Origin of the sequence: Heyndrickxia sporothermodurans, from assembly GCF_003055045.1 — a bacterium.
GTDB classification, from domain to species: Bacteria; Bacillota; Bacilli; order Bacillales; family Bacillaceae_C; genus Heyndrickxia; species Heyndrickxia sporothermodurans.
Genome location: NZ_NAZB01000018.1, coordinates 25,805 through 51,023, shown reverse-complemented (window position 1 = coordinate 51,023; position 25,219 = coordinate 25,805). Strand labels below are relative to the sequence as shown.

The window sequence follows — 25,219 nt, the reverse complement described above, 5'->3', positions numbered from 1 at the left end:
TTTTTGGTTATTGTTTCCAGTGGTTTTCCATTGCTTTGTCCATGTATACCCAGCCTTTCCACGCGATGTGGATGGTGTCTTTGAGGAAATATGGGTCATATTCATGTCCGGAGTAGTCAGCAATTGGAAAACCTGCTGCTTCTACTTGCTTTTTAATCTTTTTGTAAAAGGCAGTCCTTCCTTCCTTCGGGAAACCAGTATAGTCATACCATTTCCCGTTTACTGGAAGTGTTACAAAAAGCGGCTTTGCACCTTTTTCTTTTAAAAGATCTAACACCATTTGAAAATCTTTATATTCTTTGGATTCAGCAAATGATGTGCCCTTTTTGTAGTTTTTAAGCTCATTTATTTTTGGTGCAATCTTCTTTTTATAATAACTATCTGATATATTAAATGGATTGCTTTTCGCTCGTTTGCGGCCGTATTTTTCAGCTGAGATCACCAATTCATCCCATGACTTATTTTTTACAAGTTTAGGATTTTGATGTCTTTTCCTTTGATAGCCTCCAAACAATGAATAATACAAATCCTTTTTCTGTAGAAGTCGCCAATTCAAATAGGCAATAGGTCTTGCACAGTCTGCTTTGAATCGTAAAGATTTAGTATTACTTAGTTCAGCTTTATATAATGTCGATAAGATTTGGTCACGATTCACCGTATTAAATGTCAACAATCGAGCCATCGCCAGTTTTTTCAGTTTCGAATCAATATTTTGATTGAAAACTAAATCATACGCTTGTAGTCTCGAGTAATTAGGGGAAAAATGGGCATCATCGATCCCTTCCTCATGAAACCATTGCGGTGAAATAATAAATACCAGCTTTTTCCCTTTTAATTGATCCGCTTGGGAAGCAAAATTCATGAAATGAATGAGCGATTGCATCCCACCTCTTCCATATAAAAAGGGGGTAAACCCCTTTTTATTTGCCGCAAAATAATTTGACGGATGAAAAGGGTCAAATCGGGCCAATTCCGAAGAACCGTAAATAGGAAAGGAATTTTTTTCTTTAAGAATTTTCTTTTGTACGTAATCGCCTTGAAACATTAATGGATTTAGTTCCGTGGCAGCACGTTGTACTTTTTTATCCGAAATAAATGACTTAAGCCAATTATTTGGAAAAAAGATAAACACTAAAAAAAGTACTACTGCAATAATGATCGGAACAAATGCATATTTTTTCATTCCATCTCAGCCAATTTCGCAGCAATATTATTCGGAGTATTCCACTCCTCACGTGTAAATTCTGTTATTGGAACAGTAATCCCAAGTCGACCTTCAATTTCAACTAATAAATTAATGGTTCCGAAAGAGTCTAATAGTCCTTCTTCAAAAAGATCAATATCCGGATTTTCCTTCACAACATCTTCTTGGCAAACCTCTGCTAAAATGTTAAATAATTCTTGTTTATCCATTGTTCATTCTCCTTTAGTGAAATAAATATCCTGAAAAAATATAAAATCCAAAACATATAAAATGGAATGTAATAACTACTGATACGACATGCGTAACTTTATTTTTTGGCCAGAATTTTGTTTTCCGATTCCAACGATCAAAAAAATCGAAGCTGACCATTAAAAATGCCTGGTACAATCCGTATACTATATATTGAGGAGCAATCCCATGCCATAGCCCCATGATGAGGAATAATAAAAGATACCCTAAATTAGAAACAGTATAACGGTTTTTAATCCACTTCTTCTTCGTCATCCAAAGAACAAAGCGCATGTACACATAATCCCTGAACCAAAATGATAACGTCATGTGCCAACGATTCCAAAAGTCTTTTATGTTTCGACTAATGAACGGGAGATTAAAGTTTTCAGGTGTCTTAATTCCCATCAAATAACTTACTCCTATAGCAAAGGCACTATATCCGGCAAAATCAAAGAACAAGTACATACTATACGAATACATGTACAAAATGTTCCCTAAATATGGGTGTAATTCAATAAATGGTCCTGCCCCAGGATACAAATGAGTGATTACATCGCGATGAATTAAATACGCGATAATAAATTTGTACAAAAATCCTTTAAAAATTTTATTAATACCTAAATACAACAACTCACGGTATTGCTCCTTAGTAGGAACAGTCAAGCGATCTTTTTCAAATCTCCGATAACGGTCAATTGGACCGGAAGAGATGGTTGGGAAAAATAATAAAAAATACAAAAAATCAAGTAAAGGAATATCATTCTTAATTATTCCATCCCTAATTTCAATCACCATTTGAACTGCTTTAAAGGTCAAATAGGAAATACCTAGAAATCCAAATAGATGATTTAGCCCTAAAAGAGGGAAAACTTTCACTAAAACTAACGGCAAAATGGATGCAATAAAAGCTAAACAAAATACAAGTGTACGATTATTTCGTTTTCGATAAGCAGCATATCCTTTAACAAGAATGACCTGCCAAATCGTAAACAATACAAGCGAGACCGCGCCCAACGAATTATTTGAGAAAATGATGGCTAATAAAAGAACTGTAACCACCATATTATAAGCTTTGGACACTTTTCCGTTTAAGCCTAAAATAATCGTTGGTAATAGAAGAAATGCCACAATAAAGAAAAAGAGAAAAGATTCATAAGGAATCATGCTAAAACCTCTGCGGTTAATTTTTTGCGATCAACCTTGCCATTAGCTGTCATTGGCAACTGCTGACAATAAATAAATTTCCTTGGAATCATATAGGCTGGCAACAGTTGTGCAAGCTCCTTTTTAATCGCACTCGTTAATTGGTACTCTTTTTCAAAAGAATGATCGCTTGGGACAACATACGCTGTTAAGAAATCGATTTTATCCTCTCGATAAACCGGAGTAACAACACATGCTTTAATAAATTGCGATTTTACTAGGTTACACTCAATTTCTTCTAATTCCATACGGTATCCATGTACCTTTACTTGAAAATCTATACGACCTTGATAGTAATACAATCCATTTTTCTTAAGTCCTACATCACCTGTTCGATAGGCACGCATTCCATTTTTCATAAAAAACACGCGATCGGTTAGCTCTTTTTCTCCAAGATATCCTTTACTTACACTTGGACCCGCAATAATCATCTCACCTTTTTCACCATCTGGAAGCTCATTTCCCTCTTCATCGACTACATAAAGTTGAGAATCTCCTTTGCATTTTCCAATCGGTAATACACTATGGTTTTCTAATAACTCGCTAGTAACTTCAACCATTGTAATGGCTACTGTCGCTTCAGTAGGTCCATACAAATTATAAACCTTTGCACGCGGAAAACGTTCTTTTAACTGGCGTGCTGTCTCAGCTGTCAGCACTTCCCCACAGAATAGAAATACTTCAAGCTTAGGAAGCATTTCTTGAGTGAAGGTTGATTCCATTAAGCACATTTGCGCAAATGACGGTGTTGAAGTCCAAACCTCAATATTAGATTGCTGAAATTCGGTAAAAAGCACTTTTGGATTCGCAATCATTTCTTTTGTCACCGCGAATAATGTTCCGCCAGTACTAAGTGACGGATAAAGGTCCATCACCGACAAATCAAATGAGAAAGGTGCTTGATTCATAAAGACTCCCCTATTTTCAATGGAAAAGTCAGACAACATCCAATCAACATAGCTCTGCAAATTATTTGCTGTAATCTGAACACCTTTTGGATTACCTGTACTACCAGATGTATAAATAATATAAAAGCTATCCTCTTCCTTAACCCAGCAGTCTTCTGTACATGCGGCTTGATCATTAATTAATACATCACTCAACTCTGATTGATTAACATATTTTATAGGATACTCAGCAAGTGATTCTTTATCAAATTCCTCTGTTGCAATAAAGAATTCAGCTTTTGAGCTTTCAATAATCTTTTTAATTCTTTCATTCGGTATCGACTGATCAACCGGAATATAAGGATGACCTGCCTTTACACTGCCTATAAATGAAATAATCATTTCAGGGGCCATATGTCCAAAAACAATGACTGGCGATTGGACTTGTTCTGACTTCTCCTGAATATAGGCGGCTAAATTACCTGATTGACGCCATAAATCTCTATAAGTCACAGACTTGCTTTGATTAGTAAAAGCATATCGATCCGGGTAATCGATTGAAACTTGTTGAATTGATTCCAGTAATTTCATATATCCCCCATCCATTCATTAAAACTCTGCATATATAAATGGTCCTGCACTCATATCGTGGAAACCATATAATAACACGAGAACGATCAAAATAAACAAATAATAAAGTGTACGAACACTTAGATTATCTATAAATCTCTCAAAAAGATTTTTTATTTTCTCCACAAAAAAAGCAACCTTTCTTATTATCTTCTTTTTACAACAGAAATCATCTTACCATATTCCTTAAACAATTTTGTAAATTTTTTGTAGATATTTTTCATTATATAACATTAATAAGACTTAATAAACACCAAAAAAGTTTCAATAAAATTCGGAAAAAATAAATAAGAAAAGCGAAAAGCGCTTGATCAGCCCCGACAAGCAAATGTTCCTCGAGGGCTAGGCGCTGGAGCTAGACAAAGCAGATATTTATTAGAAACATTATACATACAAAAATTTCTTACCTTTTAACAAAAACAAAGGTGTCAGGCACCTACAATGGACAAATGTCCACAAGTGGTGCCTGACACCTTTGTTCATTTCAATTAATTATGCATTGATTGCTTCTTTAGAAATTGCTTCTTCTACTGTTACATATTTGTAGCCAAGATCGTTTGCTACTGCTTCAAATGTTACATGGCCATTCGCTACGTTCACACCAGCCTTAATTGCTGGGTTGTCATTCACTGCTTTAACTACACCTTTTGTCGCAATTTGTACAGCATAAGGAATCGTTACATTTGTTAAGGCAATTGTAGCTGTACGTGGAACTGCACCAGGCATATTAGCTACTGCATAATGAACAACACCGTGTTTAACATAAGTTGGGTCATCATGAGTTGTAATATGATCAACTGTTTCGAAGTTTCCACCTTGGTCGATTGCAACGTCTACAATAACAGATCCTGGTTGCATGGATTTAACCATTTCTTCTGTCACTAATTTCGGAGCTTTTGCACCAGGAATGAGTACTGATCCAATAACTAAATCGGATTCTTTAACAGCTTCAGCAATATTGTATGGATTTGACATTAATGTTTGAACACTTGTACCAAAAATGTCTTCTAATTGACGTAAACGATCTGGATTTAAATCGATGATTGTTACATCCGCTCCTAGACCGACTGCGATTTTTGCAGCGTTTGTTCCAACCATTCCGCCACCAATAATCGTTACTTTGCCACGTTTTACTCCAGGTACACCACTTAGTAGAATTCCTTTACCACCTTGTGTCTTTTCAAGGAATTGAGCTCCGACTTGTGCTGCCATTCTGCCTGCTACTTCACTCATTGGTGAAAGAAGTGGTAATGTACGATTTACAGTAACTGTTTCATATGCAATGGCAATCACTTCACTATCTACCAACGCTTTTGTTAATTCAGGTTCTGCAGCTAAGTGAAGATATGTGAATAAGATTAATCCTTTACGGAAATAACCGTACTCAGATGCAAGCGGTTCTTTAACCTTCATAATCATATCAGCTTTTGTCCATACATCTGAAGCGCTTTCAATAATTTCAGCACCAGCTTGTTTATATTCTTCGTTCGTAAAACCACTGCCTAATCCAGCGTTTGTTTCAATAATAACTTTATGTCCAGCATTTAATAAATGAACGACACCAGCAGGAGTCATTGCCACACGATTTTCATTATTTTTAATTTCCTTAGGAACACCGATAATCATCTATAACATCTCCTTAATGATAAGTCAGTAATGCGCTTACAATGCTATTATATTCCTTTTTTCTGCATATTGCTTTATGAATAATATAAAAAATAAGAGTGGGCATTTGTGAAAAATCACAAATCCTCACTCTTCATATTCTCCATAATTAAATCTAGATATAACGTAAGCTTTTGATTTGGATCTTTTAGATTGATTTCTGCAATTTCTACAATTCGCTTTAGTCGATAATTTAATGTATTTGTATGAACATGCAACACCTTCGCCGCATCATGAACATTATTATCACACTCTAAATACGTTTTAAGTGTTAGTAAAAGATTCGTTTGATGTTTACGATCATATGCTCTTAATCGTTCAATCGTATAATTTTGATATTGTTCCCGAGCTCTAATTTGAAATAGCTCCTCGATAAACTGATAGATCCCTAATTCATGATAACAAATGACTTTTTCTAATTCTTTTGGAAAATGTGCCTTCAGTTCCAAAACTTTTAAAGCTTCAGTATAACTTTTATTTATTTGTAATGGGGATTCATAAAATAATCCCGAGGAACCTTTTACCTGTTCGATTTGCAGTCGTTCTTTTATTTTATCAATAAACTGCTGGATAAATTGTTTCGTACTATTAATAGAAGTTTTTTCAGTTTCGCAACGAAGTAATAGAATAAGTTGATTTTGATCAAATACCCGACATATCACCTCGACATGTTGTAATGTTTCTATTAAATAATAGGAATGCTTCTCTATTTGCTGATTGACTTCCTGATCAAAATCAATAATGGCAATCACTAACCCGCCATCTAACTTCACCCTAAATCTTTCGGCATGCTTTTTTATTTCATTTAGCTTTTCGAAGTGCCCTGTTAGTAGTTTCCAAAAGAATTCATTATAATCCTCTTCCACTTTCCTTTTCTTTATTTGGTGCTGGAGAAGTTGATTTTTCACGAACTTGGCTGCTTCCTTAAGAAGTTGGAGCTTTTCCTCTCCGAAATTTTCATGATCTGTTTGAGCCCAAATAAAGCCGAGAACTTCTTTATTCTTTCTTACGGAAACAGCGATACGGTTTCCGAGTCCAACTTTTTCTATTGCAGGTATGATAATCGGCTCGTCACTTTCGAATAGTTTAGGCATTACACCATTTTTCCACAGCGTATGGATTACATTATCCGGTACTTTTCTTCTTATAATAGTAGCGATTCTTGCGGGATCGACATTTTCTTCGTGGGTACTGTACGCGATGATTCGATGATTTGAGTCTTCTATTGTAATCGGACATTGCAATATTTCACCAATACGGTCGGCCAACCCTTCGAGAGAATCAAAGGAATCTTTAAAATTTTGAGAATGGTTCACTTCAAACTTCCCTTTCACAATATAAATATAATTAATTTTACCATATTTAGTTCACCTTTTGTGAAATTACACAAATCCAAATATTCATTTTTTGATTTTCGCACAACTTTAGACTCTTTTATTTTATGATATACTAAAAAAACTTCCAAATTATTTGATGAAAACGTTTACAAATCGGTAGTCAAAATAAAACTATTGTAGTAAACTAATTTCATAGTAATATTCAGTGAAATTGGCTACTCTTATTTGTAAAATGATTTTTCAGAATAAATGGAACTATTAATCTCTTGAAAACGCAAAATTAAAAATAATATTGTGGAATATTTTTAATTGCTAAAAGAGCAACACAAAAAATGAGCAATTTCACTATTTTAAGGGGTGGAACAAATGAACAACCAAGAACTTCAGCGTGGCCTTGAAGAAAGACATATTACATTAATGTCATTAGGTGCCTGTATCGGTGTAGGATTATTTCTTGGCTCAGCAAAAACAATTGAACTAGCAGGACCGGCTATATTGATTGCCTATGTTGTCGCTGGTGCGATTATGTTTGTTATTATGCGAGCACTTGGCGAAATGGCCATTCAAAACCCGGTTGCAGGATCTTTTAGCCGCTATGCAAAGGATTATCTAGGACCACTTGCTGGTTACATCACTGGATGGAATTATTGGTTTTTATGGGTTGTTACATGTATGGCTGAAATTACAGCTGTAGGCGTATATATGCACTTATGGTTCCCAAATGTACCTAAATGGATTTGGGCATTAGCTGCACTTGTAATTATGACACTTGTTAATTTAATCACTGTTAAAGCGTATGGAGAATTTGAATTTTGGTTTGCTTTAATTAAAATTGTAGCGATTATTGCGATGATCATTATTGGTCTATTAATTATTATATTCGGGTTTGGAAATGGTGGCGTTGCCACCGGAATTAGCAATCTATGGAGTCATGGTGGTTTTGCTCCGAATGGAATGAAAGGCATTTTATTATCGATGCAAATGGTTATGTTTGCTTACCTCGGCATTGAAATGCTTGGAGTAACAGCCGGTGAAGCGAAGAATCCGGAAAAAACGATTTCAAGAGCTGTAAATACTGTTTTCTGGCGTATCCTTATTTTCTATGTTGGTGCATTATTTGTCATCATGTCCATTTATCCGTGGAATGAAATTGGCACAGCCGGTAGTCCATTTGTTATGACATTTGAAAAAATCGGGATTCGTCAAGCAGCAGGAATCATCAACTTTGTAGTGCTTACAGCCGCACTTTCTAGTTGTAATAGCGGGATTTTTAGTACAGGCCGTATGTTATTTAATTTAGCCGAACAAAATCAAGCACCGGCATCGTTGAAAAAAGTAAATAAAGGCGGCGTACCGTCCTTAGCGATTATCCTTTCAGCCGCAGCTTTATTAATCGGGGTCATTCTTAATTATTTAGTACCAGAAAAAGTATTTGCCTGGGTTACAAGTATTTCTACATTCGGTGCTGTGTGGACATGGGCAATGATTTTACTTTCTCAACTTAAATTCAGAAAAAATATGTCTCCGGAAGAACGTGCGAATATCAAATTTAAAGCACCATTTTGGCCATACGGCAACTACATTGCACTCGCATTTCTAGTACTCGTAATCGTATTAATGGCCTTCTCAGAAGACACATGGATCGCCTTGGTCGTTGGACCAATATGGCTAATCCTATTAGTAGCCGTATACTACAGCAAAGGCATCAACAAACAAACAAAGAAAAACCCATAATAGCCAGCAACCTGTTAAAAACTGAATCTTGTTAAATACTGAACAAAGTGTCAGGTACCGTTTTGGTACTTGGCATTTTTTTTGCATTACTCCAATTCAATAATATTAGATAAACTATTGAAAAACGGCAAGGTTCAACCGATAATAAGACTAATAAAGACAATTTAATATATTATTAGACAAATGAATATATTAATAGATATTGGGGGGCACGATTGGATGAAAAAAATGGGGAAAGCGATTATACTTTCCACAAGTATATTGCTGGCTACACCTGTATTACCACTTACTCCGTTTACTGCCATTAAGGCGGAAGCAAGCAGTACGATTAAAATGAAAAAAACATCATTTCAAACGAAAGATCGCTTAAATCTTCGAAGTGGTGCAAGCACGAAGAATAAAGTAATTCTCACAATACCAAAAGGAAAAATCATTCAAGCCACAGAAAAAAAAGGCAGCTGGTATAAGGTTACTTATACATATAAGTCTAAAAACAAAAACATAACGAAAACAGGTTGGGTGAGCAGCGGATATTTAAAAGAATACTATCAATATAAAAAAATAAGCAAAACTTACTATTTTACGAAAAAAACATCTAAATTCTACACGAAGCCTGATACGAAGAAAAAAGCTGCTTTTACGGTAACTGCACATAACGGATTTCCCTCTACCCAAAAAGTGGTAAATAGTATTGGTGAGACATGGTACCGCATTTCTTATAAAGGAAAAACACTTTATGTTAAGAGTAATGATGTATCAAAACAATCCTTTACATCATTTTCACAAACGAAGTATATAGCAAATAAAACTACGTACTTATATCAATCCTATGGAAATGTCCAAAAGAAGTTAGTAACGATTCCAAAAGGAACGATTGTGCAAGCGAAAAAAAGAATTGGTGATTGGTACAGTATATCCTATAAAGGAAAAACTGGTTATTTCTATATAGGTGATTTCTCTAAGTATGATAAAATTACCTATCAAACTTCTAACACTGGTGTAACCTACTATATTACGAAACAAACATCTAAACTTTATTCAAAACCTGATACGAAGAGTAAACTAGTTTACTCCGTTTCCGCAAATAACGGATTTTCTTCCACCCAAAAAGTAGTCAATAGCTTAAAGGAAACGATGTATCGGGTTACGTATAAGGGAAAAACATTTTACGTGAACGGCAATGATGTAAGTAAAGCTACAACTACGTCAATTAATAAAACGGATTACAAAGCAAATAAAGACACCTATCTTTATCAATCCTTTGGTTTAAATCAAAAGAAGCTAATCACAATCCCAAAGGGAACGGTTATTTCTTCATCACTAAAATCAGGAGATTGGTATCGTACTAGTTACAAAGGATCAACAGGCTATGTTTTTATTAAGGATTTTTCAATAAATAATAATATCACTGTCAAAAAAATTGATGAAACCACATATGTTACGAACGATGCGCTGAATCTAAGAAAGTCATATGATGTTACATCTTCTATTGTAACAACCATTCCGAAATCAAAAATTGTTATTGCAAACTATAAAGCATCAAACGGTTGGTATAAAGTAAAATACGGAAAATCGACCGGCTATGTTAGTGGAAAATATTTAACGCAAGTTCGTACAGGGGACCCACTTACAAGCCATACAGGTTATCAATTTATCGACTTGAGAACAAAATCATCAGTAACAGCTACGCAAATTAATAATTATATTGCAAAATACGTGAAATTAACCGGAAAGAAAAGTATATTATCTGGAAAAGGACAAGCCTTTATCGATGCGGGAAATAAATATGGAGTGAACGCACTTTATCTTGCAGCCCATGCAATTCACGAAAGTGCATATGGTACATCGCTTCTTTCAGTAGGAAAAAATAATTTATTTGGCTTTGGTGCCTATGATGCCACACCATTTATTGCTGCATATAAATTTAAAAGTGTAAATGATTGTATCAACTATATTGCACAAGAAATGAAAGCAACATATTTGAATAAAAATAACTGGAAGTATAATGGTGCCTATCTCGGATACAGCACGAAAGACATGAACAATAAGCGAATCGATGAGAATAGCGGCGGAATGAACTTTTGGTATGCCAGTGATCCATATTGGGGACAAACGATTGCTAAACATATGCAGAATATATTACCTTATAAATCTAGTTACAGTAAGGCACCAATCAATACAAAAGTATATTCACAACCAGGTAAACCAGCAGGTAGCGACGTCTTTCCAGCTGGAATTCAAGCAATTATGAAAAAGGATTTAGATTTCCACAGTAAAAAAGGCGCAACAGACAAAGCGAAAACATTGAAAAAAGGAACAAAATTTACTTTACTTGAAAAAACAAATGACTTTTGGGTAAAAGTTAAAGTAGGTAAAACAACATATTGGACCAACTCTATTAAATTTGATGATTATAAAAAATATTTAGCTGTTCAAAATTTAGGAAGAGTCACCGTAGAAGACTTAAACGTACGCAGCTCTGCATCCACAAGCAGCAGTAAGATCCAAACATTAAAACAAAATTCATTTGTTCAAATCGTTCTAACAAAAGACGGAAAACCGACAATGGATAAAAATAAAACATGGTACAAAATAAAACTATCCAACGGCAAAACCGGATGGGTAAGCGCCTACTACATCAAACAAGAATTAAAATAGGTGTCAGGCACCATTTATTCACTTTTTGAATATTTATTCGATTTTTGCATAAAAGGTGTCAGGCACCAGGTGCCTGACACCTCTTTTACTCTATTCATTTGTAGAAATTTGTTTCACATAAATAGCTTGTGAAGAGATCTGTTTAATACATCCTTCTAAGTCCGTTTCTTTTAGCAGTCCTAAATTTAATGCTGACTTGATCTTTCCTTCATCTGGCTTTCTCTGAATCAGATCCATCATATTTAGTTCTTCCAACCTTTTTACCGTTTCATCCTGTTCAAATTTTTCCGATCTTCTAATTTGTCTTTGTAATTTATACCCACTGATGTTTAGCTCACCCTTCACATTTTTCCCTACAGCCACATCAAAATATTGATTAAATGCCTTCTTTAAATTCTCCAATTCTTTTTCAATCTCTTTTTTCTTCCGATTCAGGTCATCATACTGCACTACCATCTCTTTAGTAATAAAATAATCAACATTATTATTCAAATTAATCCCTCCACCCTCAATACTTCATCATATTGTGAAAGGCGCACATATATTCCTATTATTCATTTAGTTTTTTACGAATTTATGTTAAAATAATGATGTGAAATAAAATCACTTATAAGAAAGAAGGCACTTATTATGAAGGTAAAAGACTTCATGATCCGAGATGTAATTACAGTTAATGAAAACGATACAATTAAGCATTTACTGAATACGCTAGTTGATAACAAAATTGGTGGTGCGCCTATAGTGGATTCCGAAGGTAAACTAGTCGGAATGATAAGTGATGGAGATGTATTAAGAAGCATTCAATTAAAAGATACAGTGATATATGATTATTTTAGCTTAATGGCTTATACGTTTGAAAAAGGAAATCTTGAAAATGTGTTGACGGCTATTAAAGATCAACCATTAAAGAAAATAGCAAAGAAACGTGGGATTGTAACTGTAAAAGAAAATGATGAAATCGAAACAGCGTTAAAACTTTTGGGGAAACATCATTTTAAGAAAATTCCGGTTATTGATGATAATCATAAAGTTGTCGGTGTCATCAGCCGCGGTGACATTATTCGAACTATCCAGAAAAATATTATTGAAATATTATAAGAAAAGCGCCTTGATTATCGACGTAAAAGTCTTACGTGACTTTATCTGAAATTAAGGAAAGGCGAATCGATGTTAACTTATCTTAAGGACAGCAATAAAATGTTATACCATTCTACTAAAATAACAGCATGGGGAGCTCCCCATGCTGTTTTGTCTTAAAATGGCTTCAAAATCATCAATGCAATGATAATAAGAAAAATAAGGTTTTCGAGGTTTTCATATCGAAACAATTCCTTTGACAATCGTGTATATTGCTCAGGTATTTCTTCCCCTTCATATGAAGCTAATAATTCCTTAATCGGTTTCGATCTCGGAGATAAGACAAATGGCCCCATTGCTAGACCAATTAGAAAGAGAATCAAACTTGCTATATACCATCCCATTCGGAATAAATTTGGATTAAGCATGCCCATTAACAATCCCGTCACAAGTAAAAGTGTACCACCAATCATCACGATTATATGTAAATCTCTTCTAATTGCGAACGAATGCCGCACTTTCGTCATAGTATCCGCAGACTTCCCAATCCTCGTCAAAATAAAACCAGGTCCCATGCCTAAAATAGCAGAGAAAATATGTATAAACACAAGTATCTTATAAATTAACACGATCAATCCTCTCCATCATTCAACATTCATTTTAATTATACACGATTCCATCTACCATCTTAGTGACAATTTGGTTGAAATTAGAAGAGAACTATGGAAATGAAAGGGAAATTTTCTATCTCCCTTCACTCACCATCAGATGAATTAACCTATCCATGATATTCGGCCAATCTGACTCTGACATCTTTCCTGCCTACCTATTACCTAGGTACAAAGACCTCTTTTCACTCCATAAAACATTTCCTATACTATTTTTAGAGAAAAATGAAAGTTCACAAAACAAGATAGGAGATGGGGTTTTGTATAAAAAGTCACTTTTTTTCTTCTTCCTACTTTTCTGTATAATCGTTACGGGTTGCCAACAGAACGAGAAAACGAGTACGAAGAAGGAACCAACAAAAAAAGTTGAAGAAGCTAAAGAAAAGGAAAAGCTACCGGAAACACCAATTAGTATGATAGGGGAAGAAATTGAAAAAGAACCGGCAGGCGAATTGTTTCAGAAATATTCTCGCGCAAAAGAGTTAGCTACTAATGAAGAATACTCTCCTACCGTAGACGAAGCAATCAAAGAATACATACAAACCATGAAAAAAGTGGAGACAAAAGAATGGGACGCTCAGAAATGGGCGCAATCACTCATTACAAATTTTCGTTCGCAATACAGCGACACAATCCAACCGATGAAAGATTTTGAAGTGAAATATGATAAATTAACGCTACCGGATGGTCGTTTATTACAAGATGTAGATGAAGAAGAATTAAGTAAAAGTCCTGACAAGGTAAATGTCGCGATACTCCTTGATGCAAGTGGAAGTATGAACGCAAATGTTCCAGGTGGAAATAAAATGAAGCTAGCCAAGACGAGCTTGAAAAGCTTTTCGGAAAGCCTTCCGAAAAACACCAATGTCTCACTATCCGTATTTGGACATAAAGGAACCGGTGCTGACAAAGATAAAAAATTATCATGTAGCAGTGTTGAAACGGTTTATCCTTTAAAAAACTATTCAAAGGAAAAGTTTTCAAAAGCATTAAACCAATTTAAAGCAAGTGGCTGGACTCCGCTTGCCTCCGCTATCCAGAAAGCAACAAAACAATTGCTGCAGGCAAGTGATGAACATACGAAAAACTTTATCTATGTTGTTAGTGATGGAATCGAAACATGCGGCGGTAATCCCGTGAATGCTGCGAAAGACGCTAAGAAAGCGAAGATGGACGTACAAATTAACATTATCGGATTTGACGTCGATAATAAGGCCGATCGTCAACTAAAAGAGGTAGCTAAAGCCGGCGGTGGCGAATATACATCGGTAAAAAATAAACAACAACTAGACGATGAAATAACAAAGTCTTGGAAAGAAAGCATGGGAAAAACGACGTGGAGATTTTGGGTTGCTGGCAATCATAATAATATAAATTGGGATTCAGTCGGTATGTCCAATCAACTAAGAAAGCTTTTTAATAATCATATTACCTCCCGCAACCGTGAACTTGAGCGAATGAATGAAGCATTAAACCAATTACTAGAAGATAAAATAATTGATCTAGACACAAAATCTGCCACCTCAGATTTCCTATTTAAACGTCATGAAGCAATAAAAAATTACGCAGACACGATTCAAAATGAAAAACATACCGAAATTTTTGATACGGCTGAGCGATTGAAAAAAATAATTGATCGTATAACAAAAGATTTAGATTTATAAAAAAAAGAAACCAAGGATCGAAATTTAAAACGATCCTTGGTTTCTTTTTCCCGTTTCCGAAACTAATTTTCGGTCATCTGCAAATGGAGGCTGTTCTAACCATTTTTTCTTAATGAGTAATTTCCCAAATACCCCATAAAGTAACAAGTCATCAAATATGGCTTTCTCACAATGAAATGTGATATCAGCTCGAATACTTGTTACTATAGCACTGCCGTAATAGGAAATGGCAGCTGCAATTAAAAAGCCGGAATGAAACAACATTAATTTATCCGAAAAAGGAGAAATAGTTGATTTTACCACTTCTGGTTCAAGTGCACGAGGTGAATGCAAATCTTCTTTAAGCAATAAATTCGAGAAAACTCCAATATGTTTGTTTTTTCTATTTATACACTTGTTAATAAAATGATTGATTTCTTTATCTTTACATACTTGATTAAAAGCAAAAAAACACGCTTTTGCGATTAAGCTTTTTTGCAAATTAAAAAAGATATTTCCGCTCTCAATCGAATTCATCTTCCTTCGCTCACCTAATACATCTGTCACGTAGTTAAGACTATTTATAAATGAAACATTGCTTGGCGTTTCATAAAATGGAGGTTTATCATAAAGTTGTTTTGATTGCATAACATCAAATGATTTATTATAAAGGTCCATTGTATCTAGATTACACTGATAATAAAAATCTCTTATATCTTTTCGAATAGAAACACTAAAAGCAAGGTTATATGCCTGTGATCCATGCATGGTCATCGTGTGAATATAAAATATACTAAAAGCATCTGTAAATAATGGAGGCGCATGTAAATTAACATCTTCCTTAGTAAATCCTTTAGGAATTGGGAAATTTTCTTTATGAAATATATCTCTTATCTTTATTACATGATTCTCTGACATTTCCAGAGCTAATGTATAAATCTTATGTATTTCAGGGTCTTTAATAATTTGCAAAAAATATTTCGTCACACAAATTTGCATTGTCTCTCGAATATAATGTGTCCATAAATTAGATATTTCTGATGAGGTTAATCTTTCATTATTATCCGGCAACGGGGGACACCACCTAAATAATTTTGTCCTATTTTTATATTCACCAGGACTGCAGGATTTATGTAATTTTTATTTTCTTGTTAAAATTTTTTGAAATTTCTTTTATCTCATCTATCTTTTGGTTACAATAAAAAGGGATTAAATTTTATATTCTAGGAGTGGTGCAAATGTCAGTAGATGTTTATCTTAATTTTAATGGGAACTGTCGTGAGGCGGTAGAGTTTTATGCAAAGGTTTTTAATACAGAAGAACCGCGAATTATGACCTTTGGTGAAGCACCTCCTAATCCGGAATTTCCGCTGCAGGAAGAAGCCAAAAATCTTGTCATGCACGCACGACTATCGATTAGCGGAAGCAATGTGATGTTTTCCGATACGTTTCCCGGCACGCCTTTTGTCGTTGGAAACAATATAAGTCTTGCGATCGTAAGTCAAAACCAAGATGAAATTACATCGTATTATAATCAGTTAAAAGAAGGCGGAAAAGTCAACATGGAGCTCCAAGAAACTTTTTGGAGTAAATGCTATGGACAAGTTGTTGATAAATTTGGCGTTGAATGGCAATTAAGCTATGATAATGGGGAATCAGGTTGGTGAATTTATGGGAAAAGCGCAAGTGCCTTGCTCATCGACGTAAAAGACTTACGGGACTTTGACTGAGATAAAGGAAACGCGGGTGATGCAAGGCGAATCGATGTTGACTTATCGTAGGGAAAAGTCCTGAAGTTTTCTAGTCGATAGGCGCTGGAGCTAGACAAAGCAGATACTTTTTAAGAACTGTAATTCCAAACAAATTTATACTTTCTCACTTTATAAAAAGAACAGGAAATGAACGTCAATAGACATTCATTTCCTGATTTTTCTTATCCGCTCATTTACCTAGAACCTCGTCCGGATCAACTAATCCAGCAAAAGTCCAAGTTTTCCCCATGTCTTTAGTTGTAAATTTTGCGAGGACATTTCCTCCTAAATAATCCCCGTTTGGTCCTTGATTAACGAGGAGTGTTCCTTTATTCCCGTTAAAAATCGGGGTTTCAGCTACGGTGAATATCCCTTTGTATTCTTTTGGAATCGGAACTTTTACTTCCTTCCACGTTTTTCCCCCATCAGCCGTACGATAGAGGCAAGGTCTTGGTGGCTCGTTTTCGAAGTTGATTGATCCGAATGATACGAAACCAAGTTCATCATTGATTAACCCTCCGTCCGTAACAAGTGATGTTACGCCAGCAACTGAACCAGCTTCTTTCCAAGAATGACCACCATCATTCGTTTTAAACAGATAATTCCCTTCACTGGCCATCGTGCGATATCCGGTGGCAATTAAATATCCATGTTGATCTGAAGTAAAACCTAACAAACGCATCCGAGCTCCCTGTATTTTATCTGTTATGTTTACTTCGTCCCAAGAGTTCCCTTGATTTTCTGATATCAAAAGTTGCAGACCCCGGCGCCCGCCTATCACAAAAGCAGTTCTTTTTGAATGAATAACATAGCTTCCTTTGATAAGTTCATTTTTTGGCCCATTATAATCGCCTTCGAATAATCGATCTACCTCAATTGGTACATCAATCCAATCCTTTCCGTTGTTATACGTAACTTTTAATGTATCATCAACAATTTCATATCGACTATTTTCATCAGTTTTTATACCAGCTTCTTTTTTATAGCTATCCATATCTTGCATTGGAGGTAAACCAATTAGTTTATCCGATGATTTTTCAAAACTTTCTAATGTATATGTTTGATCGGATTGTTTCTTAATCTTCAACTTCCAAACTAATCCATCAATTAATCCATTCTTTTGCGGTTTCCAACTTGTCGTTTGAACGCCTTCACCTAGCTGAAGTTGAAAAACAGCAGCAACGACAAACTCTTTATCTTTTTCCTCTAATAAATGAAATCTATTAAAATAAGCGCCCGCAAGTTGTCCACTTGTTTTAAACTTCTCCATTAAATCAAACCATAGGCGATAGGCAATGGTTTCTTTTTTTGTATCACCCTCAATGATTTTCTTAGTCATTGGTAATTGATTTTTAAAATCTTGTTCATTCAAAGTCACCACCTTTTTTTCGATGGAAGGTTTTTTGTTTTTTTCTCCACCTTTCCACATATAAATGGATATTATAACCGCTCCTATTAGTAAAATAGTGGCCAATAACACTATTTTGTTTGTGAACAATTTCATATAAAACAACATCCTTTTTGCTTTTAACATTTAATTTTGTAAATATTATAACATTCATACGGGACAATGAATCGAATCCAACAGCACAACTTTCACCTTATTTAAACAGTGGCCCGTTCCTTTCCGCTGCAGGAGCTTGCTTTCCGAAGGGAGGAGCCTCTATTATATAAAGATGACCATTTTCACATTATAATAGATTAGTATTAATACATATTAACAAGTATTTACTTCGACAAGAAAGGAGAATACAGCGATGGATGCTTATGTACTTTTGATTGTAGCCATTATAAGTGAAGTATTTGGAAGTTCGATGCTTAAAGCCACAAATGGATTTAAAAACTTTTTCCCGTCTTTAGGAGTTGTTGCAGGATACGGAGTGGCATTCTTTAGTTTATCAATTTCGCTCAAAACACTTTCGCTCGGAATGGCTTATGCAATATGGGCGGGATTAGGTACTGCACTTACTGCACTAGTGGGTGTGATAATCTATAAAGAAAAGTTTAATGGTAAAAAGTTTTTCGGTTTAACATTAATTATAGGTGGAGTCATATTTTTAAATTATGGGGGAGCTCATTGAATGTAAGAAAGGAGAATACATATGAAGGCTTATATTTTTTTAACAATTTCTATTATTGGAGAGGTTTTTGCTACTGCCATGCTTAAGATGTCTGAAGGGTTTACAAACTTTCTTCCCTCTCTAGCAGTAATTGTTGGTTATGGACTTTCATTTTATTTCATATCTCTAGCCCTCAAAACGATACCGCTAAGTTTAGCTTATGCTATTTGGTCTGGGGTAGGAACTGCATTAACAGCTCTAATTGGGATATTTATATGGGATGAGCTTTTTAGCACACTTAAGTTAGCTGGAATACTATTAATTATTGGTGGCGTTGTATTACTAAATTTTTCAGATGCGAAAATCCAAGAGAAGAAACCTGCAAACTAAGGGTCAATGGACAAAGTTCCACTGTCCTTCTTATGATGTTTTTTTTATTCATTAATTATGATTCATTCAGTTACAAGTGTTCTCTTTGAAAAAAATGTAATCCATTACACCCTACTAACATGAACGAATAGTCTGCTCGTGCGGGTGAACATGGGAAAGGGTTTGCAGTTGTAGCAAATGAAGTGAGAAAACTAGCTGAACAATCAAAGGATTCGGCGGATCAGAAAGCTGAATTAATTAATAATATCCAACTAGAAACAACACATGCTGTTGACGTAATGGATAAAGGGACTATTGAGGTTAAAGAAGGATTAGTAGTTGTACACGAAGCGGAAGAAGGTTTTAAAAAGATTCTAACGTCAATTGAACAAGTAACCGCTCAAATTCAAGAAGCAACAGCAGTTTCCGAAGAAATGTCTGCTAGTGTAGAACAAGTCAATTCCTCTATTGAGGAAATTGCTAGGATTGCACAAGTATCTGCAACCAATACACAATCCGTGGCATCCGCTTCAGAGGAGCAGTTAGCATCCATGGAGGAAGTCGCCGCTTCTACATTGGCCTTATCCAAAATGGCGGAGGAGCTGCAGCTTCATGTGAAGGAATTCAAAGTTTAATAGGAGTAAGAAATTTTTTTTAAAAACATCCTGTTTCACACTTAAAAGTGGAACAGGATGTTTTTTCATTATCTAACACTGTCACACATCCCTTTGATCCAGCTACCAAGGCTTGTTATATCCTATCGTTCTTACACTAGCGATTCTTACTCAAACTCCTTCTCAAAACAATTGCATTCATGAACCCTTTTAAATCGTTTCTTTATCTTTTCTTTATCTTTACCAACATAGTGAGCGAAGGTTTGAACAGGGTACAAATCTGATAGCTCTGATTTTATTACACCATTCAGCTCTGCCTCACCATCAATATACACGTGCAAATATGAATCCACTTTTGAAAATTGGTTGTTTCTATACCAATTATTTACCCATTCATCATCTCTCGTCCATGCCTCTAGACGGTTTAACCCCTTCTCTTTCGCTATTTTCTCAGCTTCAGATAATAGTTGACTCCCAACCCCTCTTCTTCGATGATCAGGGTGAACCGCAATGTGCCAAATCATTCCTCCTAGTCCTTGTCCCCTTGAACAGACTGTTCTTTCTTCCACTTCATATTCAATATCTATTAATCCAATCACTTGATGATCCTCTACAGCTACTAGTTCAATTGCAGGATTTACGTATTTTTCCTTTTCCCTTAAAACATTGTCATAATATGCAGTATCCAAAAAGGATAATACCCTACAATGAACCCACTCCATTTCATCTTCCTGATTGTAAGCTCTAATATCCATATTTCCCTCCCATTCATTTATGCCGTTTCTGCCTTTTTCGGTACCATAGGCGCGGAGGACGCCTGGCTTTCGGGCCGCTTTCTCCTTTTCCGGTACCATAGACACGGAGGACGCCTGGCTTTCGGGCCGCTTTCTCCTTTTCCGGTATCATAGACACGGAGGACGCCTGGCTTTCGGGCCGCTCTCCTTTTCCGGTATCTTAGACACGGAGGACGCCTGGCTTTCGGGCCGCTTCTACCTTTTCCAGTACCATAGACGCGGTAACGGATTGGCTTTCGGGCCGCTTCCGAATATTCCGATACTATTAACGTAGAGGCGGATTGGCTATCAGATCACTTCAAGCTCATCATAGGACATTCACCAACCCTTATGCTTACATAAAGAAGTTATGTGTGCAAGATGATGTTGACCATGCCACGCATAAATGCCTATATTTTCACGAACCGATACTTCGCCAGATTCTGGGTGTATAAATGTCTTTTTCATATCATCATGGCTTAAGCTATGTAAAAGTTTGACCCAACGTTTGTGTAAGGATTCAAGAAGAGATGAAGAAATATCAATTGGTGAATTGTAATCCGGAAGCTCTGCCCATTTTGTTTCTTCATACGGCTTGATAACTGGGTTTTCTTCTGTTATCGCTAATTTAAAACGAACATATGCATTCATATGGCTATCTGCAAGATGATGAACAACTTGGCGAATGGTCCATCCCCCTGAACGATAAGGCGTATTAAGTTGTTCATTATCCAAGTTTTTTACAGCCCCTCGTAATAAAATTGGTAAACCTTCAATTTCATTTATCCAACCGGCAATCATTTGGTCAGTAATCTCACCATCATATTGAAATGTTCCAATGGGATACTTTTCATTCATCATTTATTCCTCCTTAAGTTAAAAGTAATAACAGGTACTATAAAAGACGCCCTTATAAGAGCGTCTCATCATTAGAACATATGTTCTTTTTCCTGTGTTCTTCAAAATAAAAAGTCCGTCCCTTTAATTTTCATACTATTAGTATAAATCAAATAAATTTATAAGTCTATATTTATATAAAAAGTTCTTTTATATTTTAATAACCAGCTGGGAAATCGTGTTAATCACATTGGTATGATTAAGAGAGAGGGTATGATGAGTTCCGTTAGAGTCAAACAAAGGGAACATGGGTTAACATTTTTTCAACTTTTTAAAAAGTCACCTCATTTTACATCCTTGTTACTTGGGCAAATTTTTTCATATCTAGGTAGCTCGATTACAAATGTAATCATGCCTATTGTGGTTTTGCAAGAGACAAAATCGGCAGCCACGATGGGAACGGTTATGGCAGTTTATATGGTACCGTTTATTTTGCTCCTGCCATTTTCCGGCGTACTCGTTGATAAAATGAATAAAGTAAAACCATGTTATTGGAATAGCTTCAAAGAATAGAAGTTATAATTTACTGAACCAAGTCCTCATTCATATAGTAAAATAACAGATAGTAATCATCTTTTTCATAATCAATATTTAAAGTAACAGAGAGGGGAGATCACCCTTGCCGGATTGGTCATATCAAACGATATTTAAACCGATTCTTCAAAAGCTTCCACCTTCCTTTAGTCGGGAATTTATTCACCATGGGATGAGCATAGTATCATCGACAACCATTGGTGAAAGATTTATAGAATTTCTTGGCCACATGGCACCTTCTAAAAAACTAGAGAAGCAGATATGTGGGGTTCAGTTTCCTTCTCCTGTTGGACTAAGTGGCAAAATTGATCCGAAATTATCCGGAATAAAAGCTTTCCAAAATCTCGGTTTTGGTTTTATGGAAATTGGCCCAGTTTCAATTCTTGGTTCATCAGAGAAAGAAGAACTTCGAATTGACCACAAGCAGGAACAAATTTTGGGATATAGCGAAAGGATACCGCTATCAAAAGTCAAAGAGAAACTCGCCTCTTTGAAAAAAAAGAAAGTACCATTTTTTATAAAAGTAGAGGGAACGCTTCAAGAATCAAAGCAGATTTGTGAAGAGCTCGATCCTTTTAGTGATGGATTCATTATAAACAGTCATACTTTTCATTCGGTTAATGAATACATTTTTTTTCGTGAGCAAATAAATAAACCTATTTTATTAGCTTATTCAGCCGAGAGTTTTACTGACAGTAATAACCTAGAAAACTATCATGCAGATGGAATATTAATTGAAGAAAGCCATTCACTTGATAGGCTTCAGCATGCACTTATTGCTATAAGGAAAGTACATAAGGATATACCCATTATCACTTCGGGTGGAGTAAGAGAGCCAGCAGATGCTATTAGATTATTCGATAGTGGAGCTTCCCTTATTTTGTTAGGATTTGAATACGTGTTTACCGGACCTGGTCTCCCAAAGAGGATTAATGAGGATTTTGAGAATAGATTCTCGAAGGAACCAGTAAAAGTTGAAGGATGGATTTGGTATTGGTTGTTCGGTTTGGCGATCACAGTAGCTGGTTTTATTGCTCTGCTTTTTAGTATGACAAGGATTATTCTTCCATATGATGAATCTTTTTTAGAAATCTTTAGAAATGATATTCTACGTTTCAATCCTGCCATTTTATACTTTATGGCACATGACCGGATGACACTTTCAGGAACGATGATTTCAGGTGGATTTATTTACATGCAGCTTTCAAGGCATGGAATCAGATATGGTATTCATTGGGCAAGAAAAGCAGTAAATATAGCAGGGCTGGTTGGTTTTCTTGGTATTTTCTTATTTATCGGTTACGGTTACTTCGATTGGCTTCATGGATTGTTTTGGCTTATATTATTACCTTTATTTATTATTGGATATGTGAAATCAAGAAATGCAACAGGAGCACCAAAAAGTACTAACCTTTTCAATCATCGATACTGGAAGTTGAGTTTAATCGGTCAACAAGCCTTTGTCCTATTAGGCGCTTCATTAACTCTTGGCGGTGTTGTCATTTCTTTCATTGGTGCATCAAGTGTCTTTGTACCAACGGATCTTACCTACCTATGTCTATCTCCAGAGGCACTTAGTGAATTTAATGAACGCTTAATCCCTGTTATTGCGCATGACCGTGCCGGATTTGGAAGTGCCCTATTAAGTGTAGGTTTACTCGTATTGATGCTTGCCTTATGGGGAATTCGCGAAGGAGAAAGATGGGTTTGGTGGACCTTCACAATTGGTGCCATTCCTGCTTTTTTAGCGGGAATTGTCACTCATTTTATTATCGCATATACTGATTTTGTTCACTTATTACCTGCCTATTTTGCAGTATTTCTATACTTAGTAGGTGTCATTTGTACAGCACCATTTTTATTACTTACAGCTATTGTACTAAAAAAGTTTTGAAAGTAAATGAATTTGTACTCGAGTTAGGAAAGTTACTATCATTCATAATAAAGAAATCAATTTCATCTTCGGCGACGAGGAGCTGCATTTTTAGATTGCGAAAATCGTTTAAACAGAAGTTCTGCCAAAGACACCTCAGCCTTTTCTTCAAAAACGTTTTCTTGCCATCTTTGATATAAATATATGATGGGCACAGTGATGGCAATCATAATGAAGAGCCCAAAATTGGACATACTGTTCATCGTATAAAGCCCTACTTTCTGAAAGATAAAAGGACTTATAATAAGAGCTTGAATTAAATCGATAACCCAATTTACAATAAGGAAAAGCCAAAAATTCGGATAGGTAAAATAAAACATATAAATGGTCGTTACAATCAGAAATCCATATACAAAAGATGAAATATTGGTGAGAAAGAATACATTGCTTGTTTCGTGAACATCCCACCAATTCCAAACTTCAGCCATTTGAAAAAGAATTGTATATAAAACAGCCATGAATAGAGATACTGGCATAAAACGCTTTACACGTTTCGTATCTAAGGGGAGCAATAAAAACCAAGGAGCTAAAAATAAAATCCATGAGACAATCTGACCCATTCGATATACCTCCAATTAAAAATACCTAATTGATATTGTACCCTCTTTTTCGGTAGATAATCGTTCGTCCGCGAAGTAGGATAACTGAGATATAATTAATCCGATGATCTGCTTAGAAGCCAACACAATTGCCTCTTTATTTGAAAAAACAATGGTATCTTTCACTCAAAACAAAGTAAAATGAACATGTAGCGAATCAATTATGAAAAGGGGCGTTCCATATGATTATTGTAACAACAGAGAAAATTGCTAATCATAAAGTTACTGAAGTGAAAGGTCCAGTATTTGGGTTAACCGTTAGAGCAAGGGGGATCGGCAAAGATATCGTTGCTTCGTTGAAAGGTCTTGTAGGCGGAGAAATTAATCAGTATACGGAAATGCTGGAGGATGCCAGAAAGCAAGCGATTGATCGCATGGTAGAAAACGCCAGAGCAATGGGTGCCAACGCGATCATTATGATGCGCTTTGATTCTGGTGAAATCGGCCAAAACATGAGTGAAATCGTTGCTTATGGAACAGCCGTTATTGTAGAAGAAGAATAAGATGATGGAATGGATTTTCGGCTTTTACGGTATTCAATTCATTGTTCTCCTTATTTTAATCTTCGGATCTTGGTTCATTTGGGATCGTCGCTTCAAAACAAAGCACGGTAAACAAGTACCTAAAGGATTCATTCGGACAAATGAAGTTTCAATCGACCCAACCACAAAGAAACGATTAGTCGTTTATTTTAATCCGGATACTGGAGAACGATTTTATAAAGAAGAATAAAGATCAAGAAGGCTGCCGGA

At 35.6% G+C, this 25,219-nt stretch carries 25 protein-coding genes and 1 pseudogene; 12 read left to right on the top strand and 14 right to left on the bottom strand.

What is annotated here, in order from left to right; all coding sequences use genetic code 11:
* Window positions 1-7: 7 nt before the first annotated feature.
* The 7 genes from dltD to B5V89_RS07080 form a co-directional block, all read right to left on the bottom strand.
* On the bottom strand, window positions 8-1,183 hold the full coding sequence (dltD, locus tag B5V89_RS07110; protein ID WP_066231397.1) for a D-alanyl-lipoteichoic acid biosynthesis protein DltD: 1,176 nt from the start codon (window positions 1,181-1,183) through the stop codon (window positions 8-10).
* Window positions 1,180-1,413, bottom strand: coding sequence for a D-alanine--poly(phosphoribitol) ligase subunit 2 (dltC, locus tag B5V89_RS07105; RefSeq protein WP_066231394.1), 234 nt, complete (start codon window positions 1,411-1,413; stop codon window positions 1,180-1,182). The genes dltD and dltC overlap by 4 nt, the downstream gene beginning before the upstream one ends.
* A 13-nt stretch (window positions 1,414-1,426) precedes the next feature.
* Window positions 1,427-2,599 (bottom strand): D-alanyl-lipoteichoic acid biosynthesis protein DltB, encoded by a 1,173-nt coding sequence (gene dltB / locus B5V89_RS07100; RefSeq protein WP_107919826.1) that lies wholly within the window; start codon window positions 2,597-2,599, stop codon window positions 1,427-1,429.
* Window positions 2,596-4,116, bottom strand: a complete 1,521-nt coding sequence (gene dltA / locus B5V89_RS07095) for a D-alanine--poly(phosphoribitol) ligase subunit DltA (RefSeq protein ID WP_107919827.1) — start codon at window positions 4,114-4,116, stop codon at window positions 2,596-2,598. Before dltA ends, dltB begins: the two co-directional genes overlap by 4 nt.
* A gap of 18 nt (window positions 4,117-4,134) precedes the next feature.
* On the bottom strand, window positions 4,135-4,281 hold the full coding sequence (gene dltX / locus B5V89_RS20585) for a teichoic acid D-Ala incorporation-associated protein DltX (protein ID WP_084347628.1): 147 nt from the start codon (window positions 4,279-4,281) through the stop codon (window positions 4,135-4,137).
* Window positions 4,282-4,647: 366 nt separating this feature from the next.
* Window positions 4,648-5,781 carry an alanine dehydrogenase gene (gene ald / locus B5V89_RS07085; RefSeq protein ID WP_107919828.1) on the bottom strand — a complete coding sequence of 378 codons (1,134 nt, stop codon included), beginning with the start codon at window positions 5,779-5,781 and terminating at the stop codon, window positions 4,648-4,650.
* 116 nt (window positions 5,782-5,897) lie between these two features.
* Window positions 5,898-7,136 (bottom strand): PucR family transcriptional regulator, encoded by a 1,239-nt coding sequence (locus B5V89_RS07080; RefSeq protein ID WP_108071289.1) that lies wholly within the window; start codon window positions 7,134-7,136, stop codon window positions 5,898-5,900.
* 387 nt (window positions 7,137-7,523) lie between these two features.
* Between B5V89_RS07080 and B5V89_RS07075 the strand changes: the two genes are divergently transcribed.
* A complete protein-coding gene (locus B5V89_RS07075) occupies window positions 7,524-8,891 on the top strand; it encodes an amino acid permease (protein WP_107919829.1) in 1,368 nt (455 codons plus the stop codon).
* 219 nt (window positions 8,892-9,110) lie between these two features.
* Window positions 9,111-11,549, top strand: a complete 2,439-nt coding sequence (locus B5V89_RS07070; RefSeq protein WP_181294625.1) for an SH3 domain-containing protein — start codon at window positions 9,111-9,113, stop codon at window positions 11,547-11,549.
* Between the two features lie 90 nt (window positions 11,550-11,639).
* On the opposite strand, the gene B5V89_RS07065 is transcribed toward B5V89_RS07070, so the two are convergent.
* Window positions 11,640-12,041, bottom strand: coding sequence for a hypothetical protein (locus tag B5V89_RS07065; protein ID WP_244913470.1), 402 nt, complete (start codon window positions 12,039-12,041; stop codon window positions 11,640-11,642).
* A gap of 138 nt (window positions 12,042-12,179) precedes the next feature.
* Here B5V89_RS07065 and B5V89_RS07060 point away from each other — a divergent pair, with 138 nt between their 5' ends.
* Window positions 12,180-12,647, top strand: a complete 468-nt coding sequence (locus tag B5V89_RS07060) for a CBS domain-containing protein (protein ID WP_108071185.1) — start codon at window positions 12,180-12,182, stop codon at window positions 12,645-12,647.
* Between the two features lie 155 nt (window positions 12,648-12,802).
* On the opposite strand, the gene B5V89_RS07055 is transcribed toward B5V89_RS07060, so the two are convergent.
* The gene (locus B5V89_RS07055) at window positions 12,803-13,255 is read right to left on the bottom strand and encodes a DUF2269 family protein (protein WP_407716582.1); all 453 of its coding nucleotides are present in this window, start codon (window positions 13,253-13,255) and stop codon (window positions 12,803-12,805) included.
* A 299-nt stretch (window positions 13,256-13,554) separates the two neighbouring features.
* On the opposite strand from B5V89_RS07055, the gene B5V89_RS07050 reads away from it, so the two are divergent.
* Window positions 13,555-14,958, top strand: a complete 1,404-nt coding sequence (locus B5V89_RS07050; protein ID WP_181294624.1) for a vWA domain-containing protein — start codon at window positions 13,555-13,557, stop codon at window positions 14,956-14,958.
* 24 nt (window positions 14,959-14,982) lie between these two features.
* Here the strand turns inward: B5V89_RS07050 and B5V89_RS07045 are convergent, their stop codons facing one another.
* Window positions 14,983-16,008 (bottom strand): DUF3231 family protein, encoded by a 1,026-nt coding sequence (locus B5V89_RS07045; protein ID WP_108071181.1) that lies wholly within the window; start codon window positions 16,006-16,008, stop codon window positions 14,983-14,985.
* A 167-nt stretch (window positions 16,009-16,175) separates the two neighbouring features.
* On the opposite strand from B5V89_RS07045, the gene B5V89_RS07040 reads away from it, so the two are divergent.
* Entirely contained in the window at window positions 16,176-16,604 is a 429-nt protein-coding gene (locus B5V89_RS07040; RefSeq protein WP_108071179.1) for a VOC family protein, read from the top strand.
* Window positions 16,605-16,878: 274 nt separating this feature from the next.
* Here the strand turns inward: B5V89_RS07040 and B5V89_RS07035 are convergent, their stop codons facing one another.
* Window positions 16,879-18,192 carry a WD40/YVTN/BNR-like repeat-containing protein gene (locus B5V89_RS07035; RefSeq protein WP_142406515.1) on the bottom strand — a complete coding sequence of 438 codons (1,314 nt, stop codon included), beginning with the start codon at window positions 18,190-18,192 and terminating at the stop codon, window positions 16,879-16,881.
* 253 nt (window positions 18,193-18,445) lie between these two features.
* On the opposite strand from B5V89_RS07035, the gene B5V89_RS07025 reads away from it, so the two are divergent.
* From B5V89_RS07025 to B5V89_RS07015, 3 genes and pseudogenes are all read left to right on the top strand, one after another.
* A complete protein-coding gene (locus B5V89_RS07025) occupies window positions 18,446-18,769 on the top strand; it encodes a DMT family transporter (RefSeq protein ID WP_066231367.1) in 324 nt (107 codons plus the stop codon).
* Between the two features lie 21 nt (window positions 18,770-18,790).
* Window positions 18,791-19,138 (top strand): DMT family transporter, encoded by a 348-nt coding sequence (locus B5V89_RS07020; RefSeq protein ID WP_108071175.1) that lies wholly within the window; start codon window positions 18,791-18,793, stop codon window positions 19,136-19,138.
* Window positions 19,139-19,284: 146 nt separating this feature from the next.
* Window positions 19,285-19,752, top strand: a pseudogene (locus B5V89_RS07015) (methyl-accepting chemotaxis protein); the annotation flags it as partial.
* 146 nt (window positions 19,753-19,898) lie between these two features.
* Here B5V89_RS07015 and B5V89_RS07010 read toward each other — a convergent pair.
* The gene (locus tag B5V89_RS07010) at window positions 19,899-20,486 is read right to left on the bottom strand and encodes a GNAT family N-acetyltransferase (protein ID WP_066231434.1); all 588 of its coding nucleotides are present in this window, start codon (window positions 20,484-20,486) and stop codon (window positions 19,899-19,901) included.
* Between the two features lie 357 nt (window positions 20,487-20,843).
* Window positions 20,844-21,362, bottom strand: coding sequence for a YfiT family bacillithiol transferase (locus B5V89_RS07005; RefSeq protein ID WP_107958760.1), 519 nt, complete (start codon window positions 21,360-21,362; stop codon window positions 20,844-20,846).
* A gap of 255 nt (window positions 21,363-21,617) precedes the next feature.
* On the opposite strand from B5V89_RS07005, the gene B5V89_RS07000 reads away from it, so the two are divergent.
* Complete coding sequence (locus B5V89_RS07000; RefSeq protein ID WP_244913468.1) at window positions 21,618-21,914, top strand: MFS transporter; 297 nt, start codon at window positions 21,618-21,620, stop codon at window positions 21,912-21,914.
* Between the two features lie 106 nt (window positions 21,915-22,020).
* Complete coding sequence (locus tag B5V89_RS06995; protein ID WP_108071171.1) at window positions 22,021-23,829, top strand: beta/alpha barrel domain-containing protein; 1,809 nt, start codon at window positions 22,021-22,023, stop codon at window positions 23,827-23,829.
* A 62-nt stretch (window positions 23,830-23,891) separates the two neighbouring features.
* Here B5V89_RS06995 and B5V89_RS06990 read toward each other — a convergent pair whose 3' ends face one another.
* Complete coding sequence (locus B5V89_RS06990; protein ID WP_108071169.1) at window positions 23,892-24,428, bottom strand: hypothetical protein; 537 nt, start codon at window positions 24,426-24,428, stop codon at window positions 23,892-23,894.
* A gap of 221 nt (window positions 24,429-24,649) precedes the next feature.
* On the opposite strand from B5V89_RS06990, the gene B5V89_RS06985 reads away from it, so the two are divergent.
* Entirely contained in the window at window positions 24,650-24,970 is a 321-nt protein-coding gene (locus B5V89_RS06985; RefSeq protein ID WP_066231340.1) for a YbjQ family protein, read from the top strand.
* 1 nt (window position 24,971) lies between these two features.
* On the top strand, window positions 24,972-25,199 hold the full coding sequence (locus tag B5V89_RS06980; RefSeq protein ID WP_321165987.1) for a hypothetical protein: 228 nt from the start codon (window positions 24,972-24,974) through the stop codon (window positions 25,197-25,199).
* Window positions 25,200-25,219: the final 20 nt, after the last annotated feature.

What these genes read in the sequence shown, in the direction of transcription:
- dltA (WP_107919827.1), bottom strand. Translation starts at nt 4,116, where the DNA reads ATGAAATTACTGGAATCAATTCAACAAGTTTCAATCGATTACCCGGAT.
- B5V89_RS06990 (WP_108071169.1), bottom strand. Translation starts at nt 24,428, where the DNA reads ATGGGTCAGATTGTCTCATGGATTTTATTTTTAGCTCCTTGGTTTTTA.
- dltB (WP_107919826.1), bottom strand. Translation starts at nt 2,599, where the DNA reads ATGATTCCTTATGAATCTTTTCTCTTTTTCTTTATTGTGGCATTTCTT.
- ald (WP_107919828.1), bottom strand. Translation starts at nt 5,781, where the DNA reads ATGATTATCGGTGTTCCTAAGGAAATTAAAAATAATGAAAATCGTGTG.
- B5V89_RS07075 (WP_107919829.1), top strand. Translation starts at nt 7,524, where the DNA reads ATGAACAACCAAGAACTTCAGCGTGGCCTTGAAGAAAGACATATTACA.
- B5V89_RS07005 (WP_107958760.1), bottom strand. Translation starts at nt 21,362, where the DNA reads ATGAATGAAAAGTATCCCATTGGAACATTTCAATATGATGGTGAGATT.
- B5V89_RS07020 (WP_108071175.1), top strand. Translation starts at nt 18,791, where the DNA reads ATGAAGGCTTATATTTTTTTAACAATTTCTATTATTGGAGAGGTTTTT.
- B5V89_RS07070 (WP_181294625.1), top strand. Translation starts at nt 9,111, where the DNA reads ATGAAAAAAATGGGGAAAGCGATTATACTTTCCACAAGTATATTGCTG.
- B5V89_RS07060 (WP_108071185.1), top strand. Translation starts at nt 12,180, where the DNA reads ATGAAGGTAAAAGACTTCATGATCCGAGATGTAATTACAGTTAATGAA.
- B5V89_RS07000 (WP_244913468.1), top strand. Translation starts at nt 21,618, where the DNA reads ATGAGTTCCGTTAGAGTCAAACAAAGGGAACATGGGTTAACATTTTTT.
- B5V89_RS07010 (WP_066231434.1), bottom strand. Translation starts at nt 20,486, where the DNA reads ATGGATATTAGAGCTTACAATCAGGAAGATGAAATGGAGTGGGTTCAT.
- B5V89_RS06985 (WP_066231340.1), top strand. Translation starts at nt 24,650, where the DNA reads ATGATTATTGTAACAACAGAGAAAATTGCTAATCATAAAGTTACTGAA.
- B5V89_RS07025 (WP_066231367.1), top strand. Translation starts at nt 18,446, where the DNA reads ATGGATGCTTATGTACTTTTGATTGTAGCCATTATAAGTGAAGTATTT.
- dltD (WP_066231397.1), bottom strand. Translation starts at nt 1,183, where the DNA reads ATGAAAAAATATGCATTTGTTCCGATCATTATTGCAGTAGTACTTTTT.
- dltC (WP_066231394.1), bottom strand. Translation starts at nt 1,413, where the DNA reads ATGGATAAACAAGAATTATTTAACATTTTAGCAGAGGTTTGCCAAGAA.
- B5V89_RS07040 (WP_108071179.1), top strand. Translation starts at nt 16,176, where the DNA reads ATGTCAGTAGATGTTTATCTTAATTTTAATGGGAACTGTCGTGAGGCG.
- B5V89_RS07035 (WP_142406515.1), bottom strand. Translation starts at nt 18,192, where the DNA reads ATGAAATTGTTCACAAACAAAATAGTGTTATTGGCCACTATTTTACTA.
- B5V89_RS06980 (WP_321165987.1), top strand. Translation starts at nt 24,972, where the DNA reads ATGATGGAATGGATTTTCGGCTTTTACGGTATTCAATTCATTGTTCTC.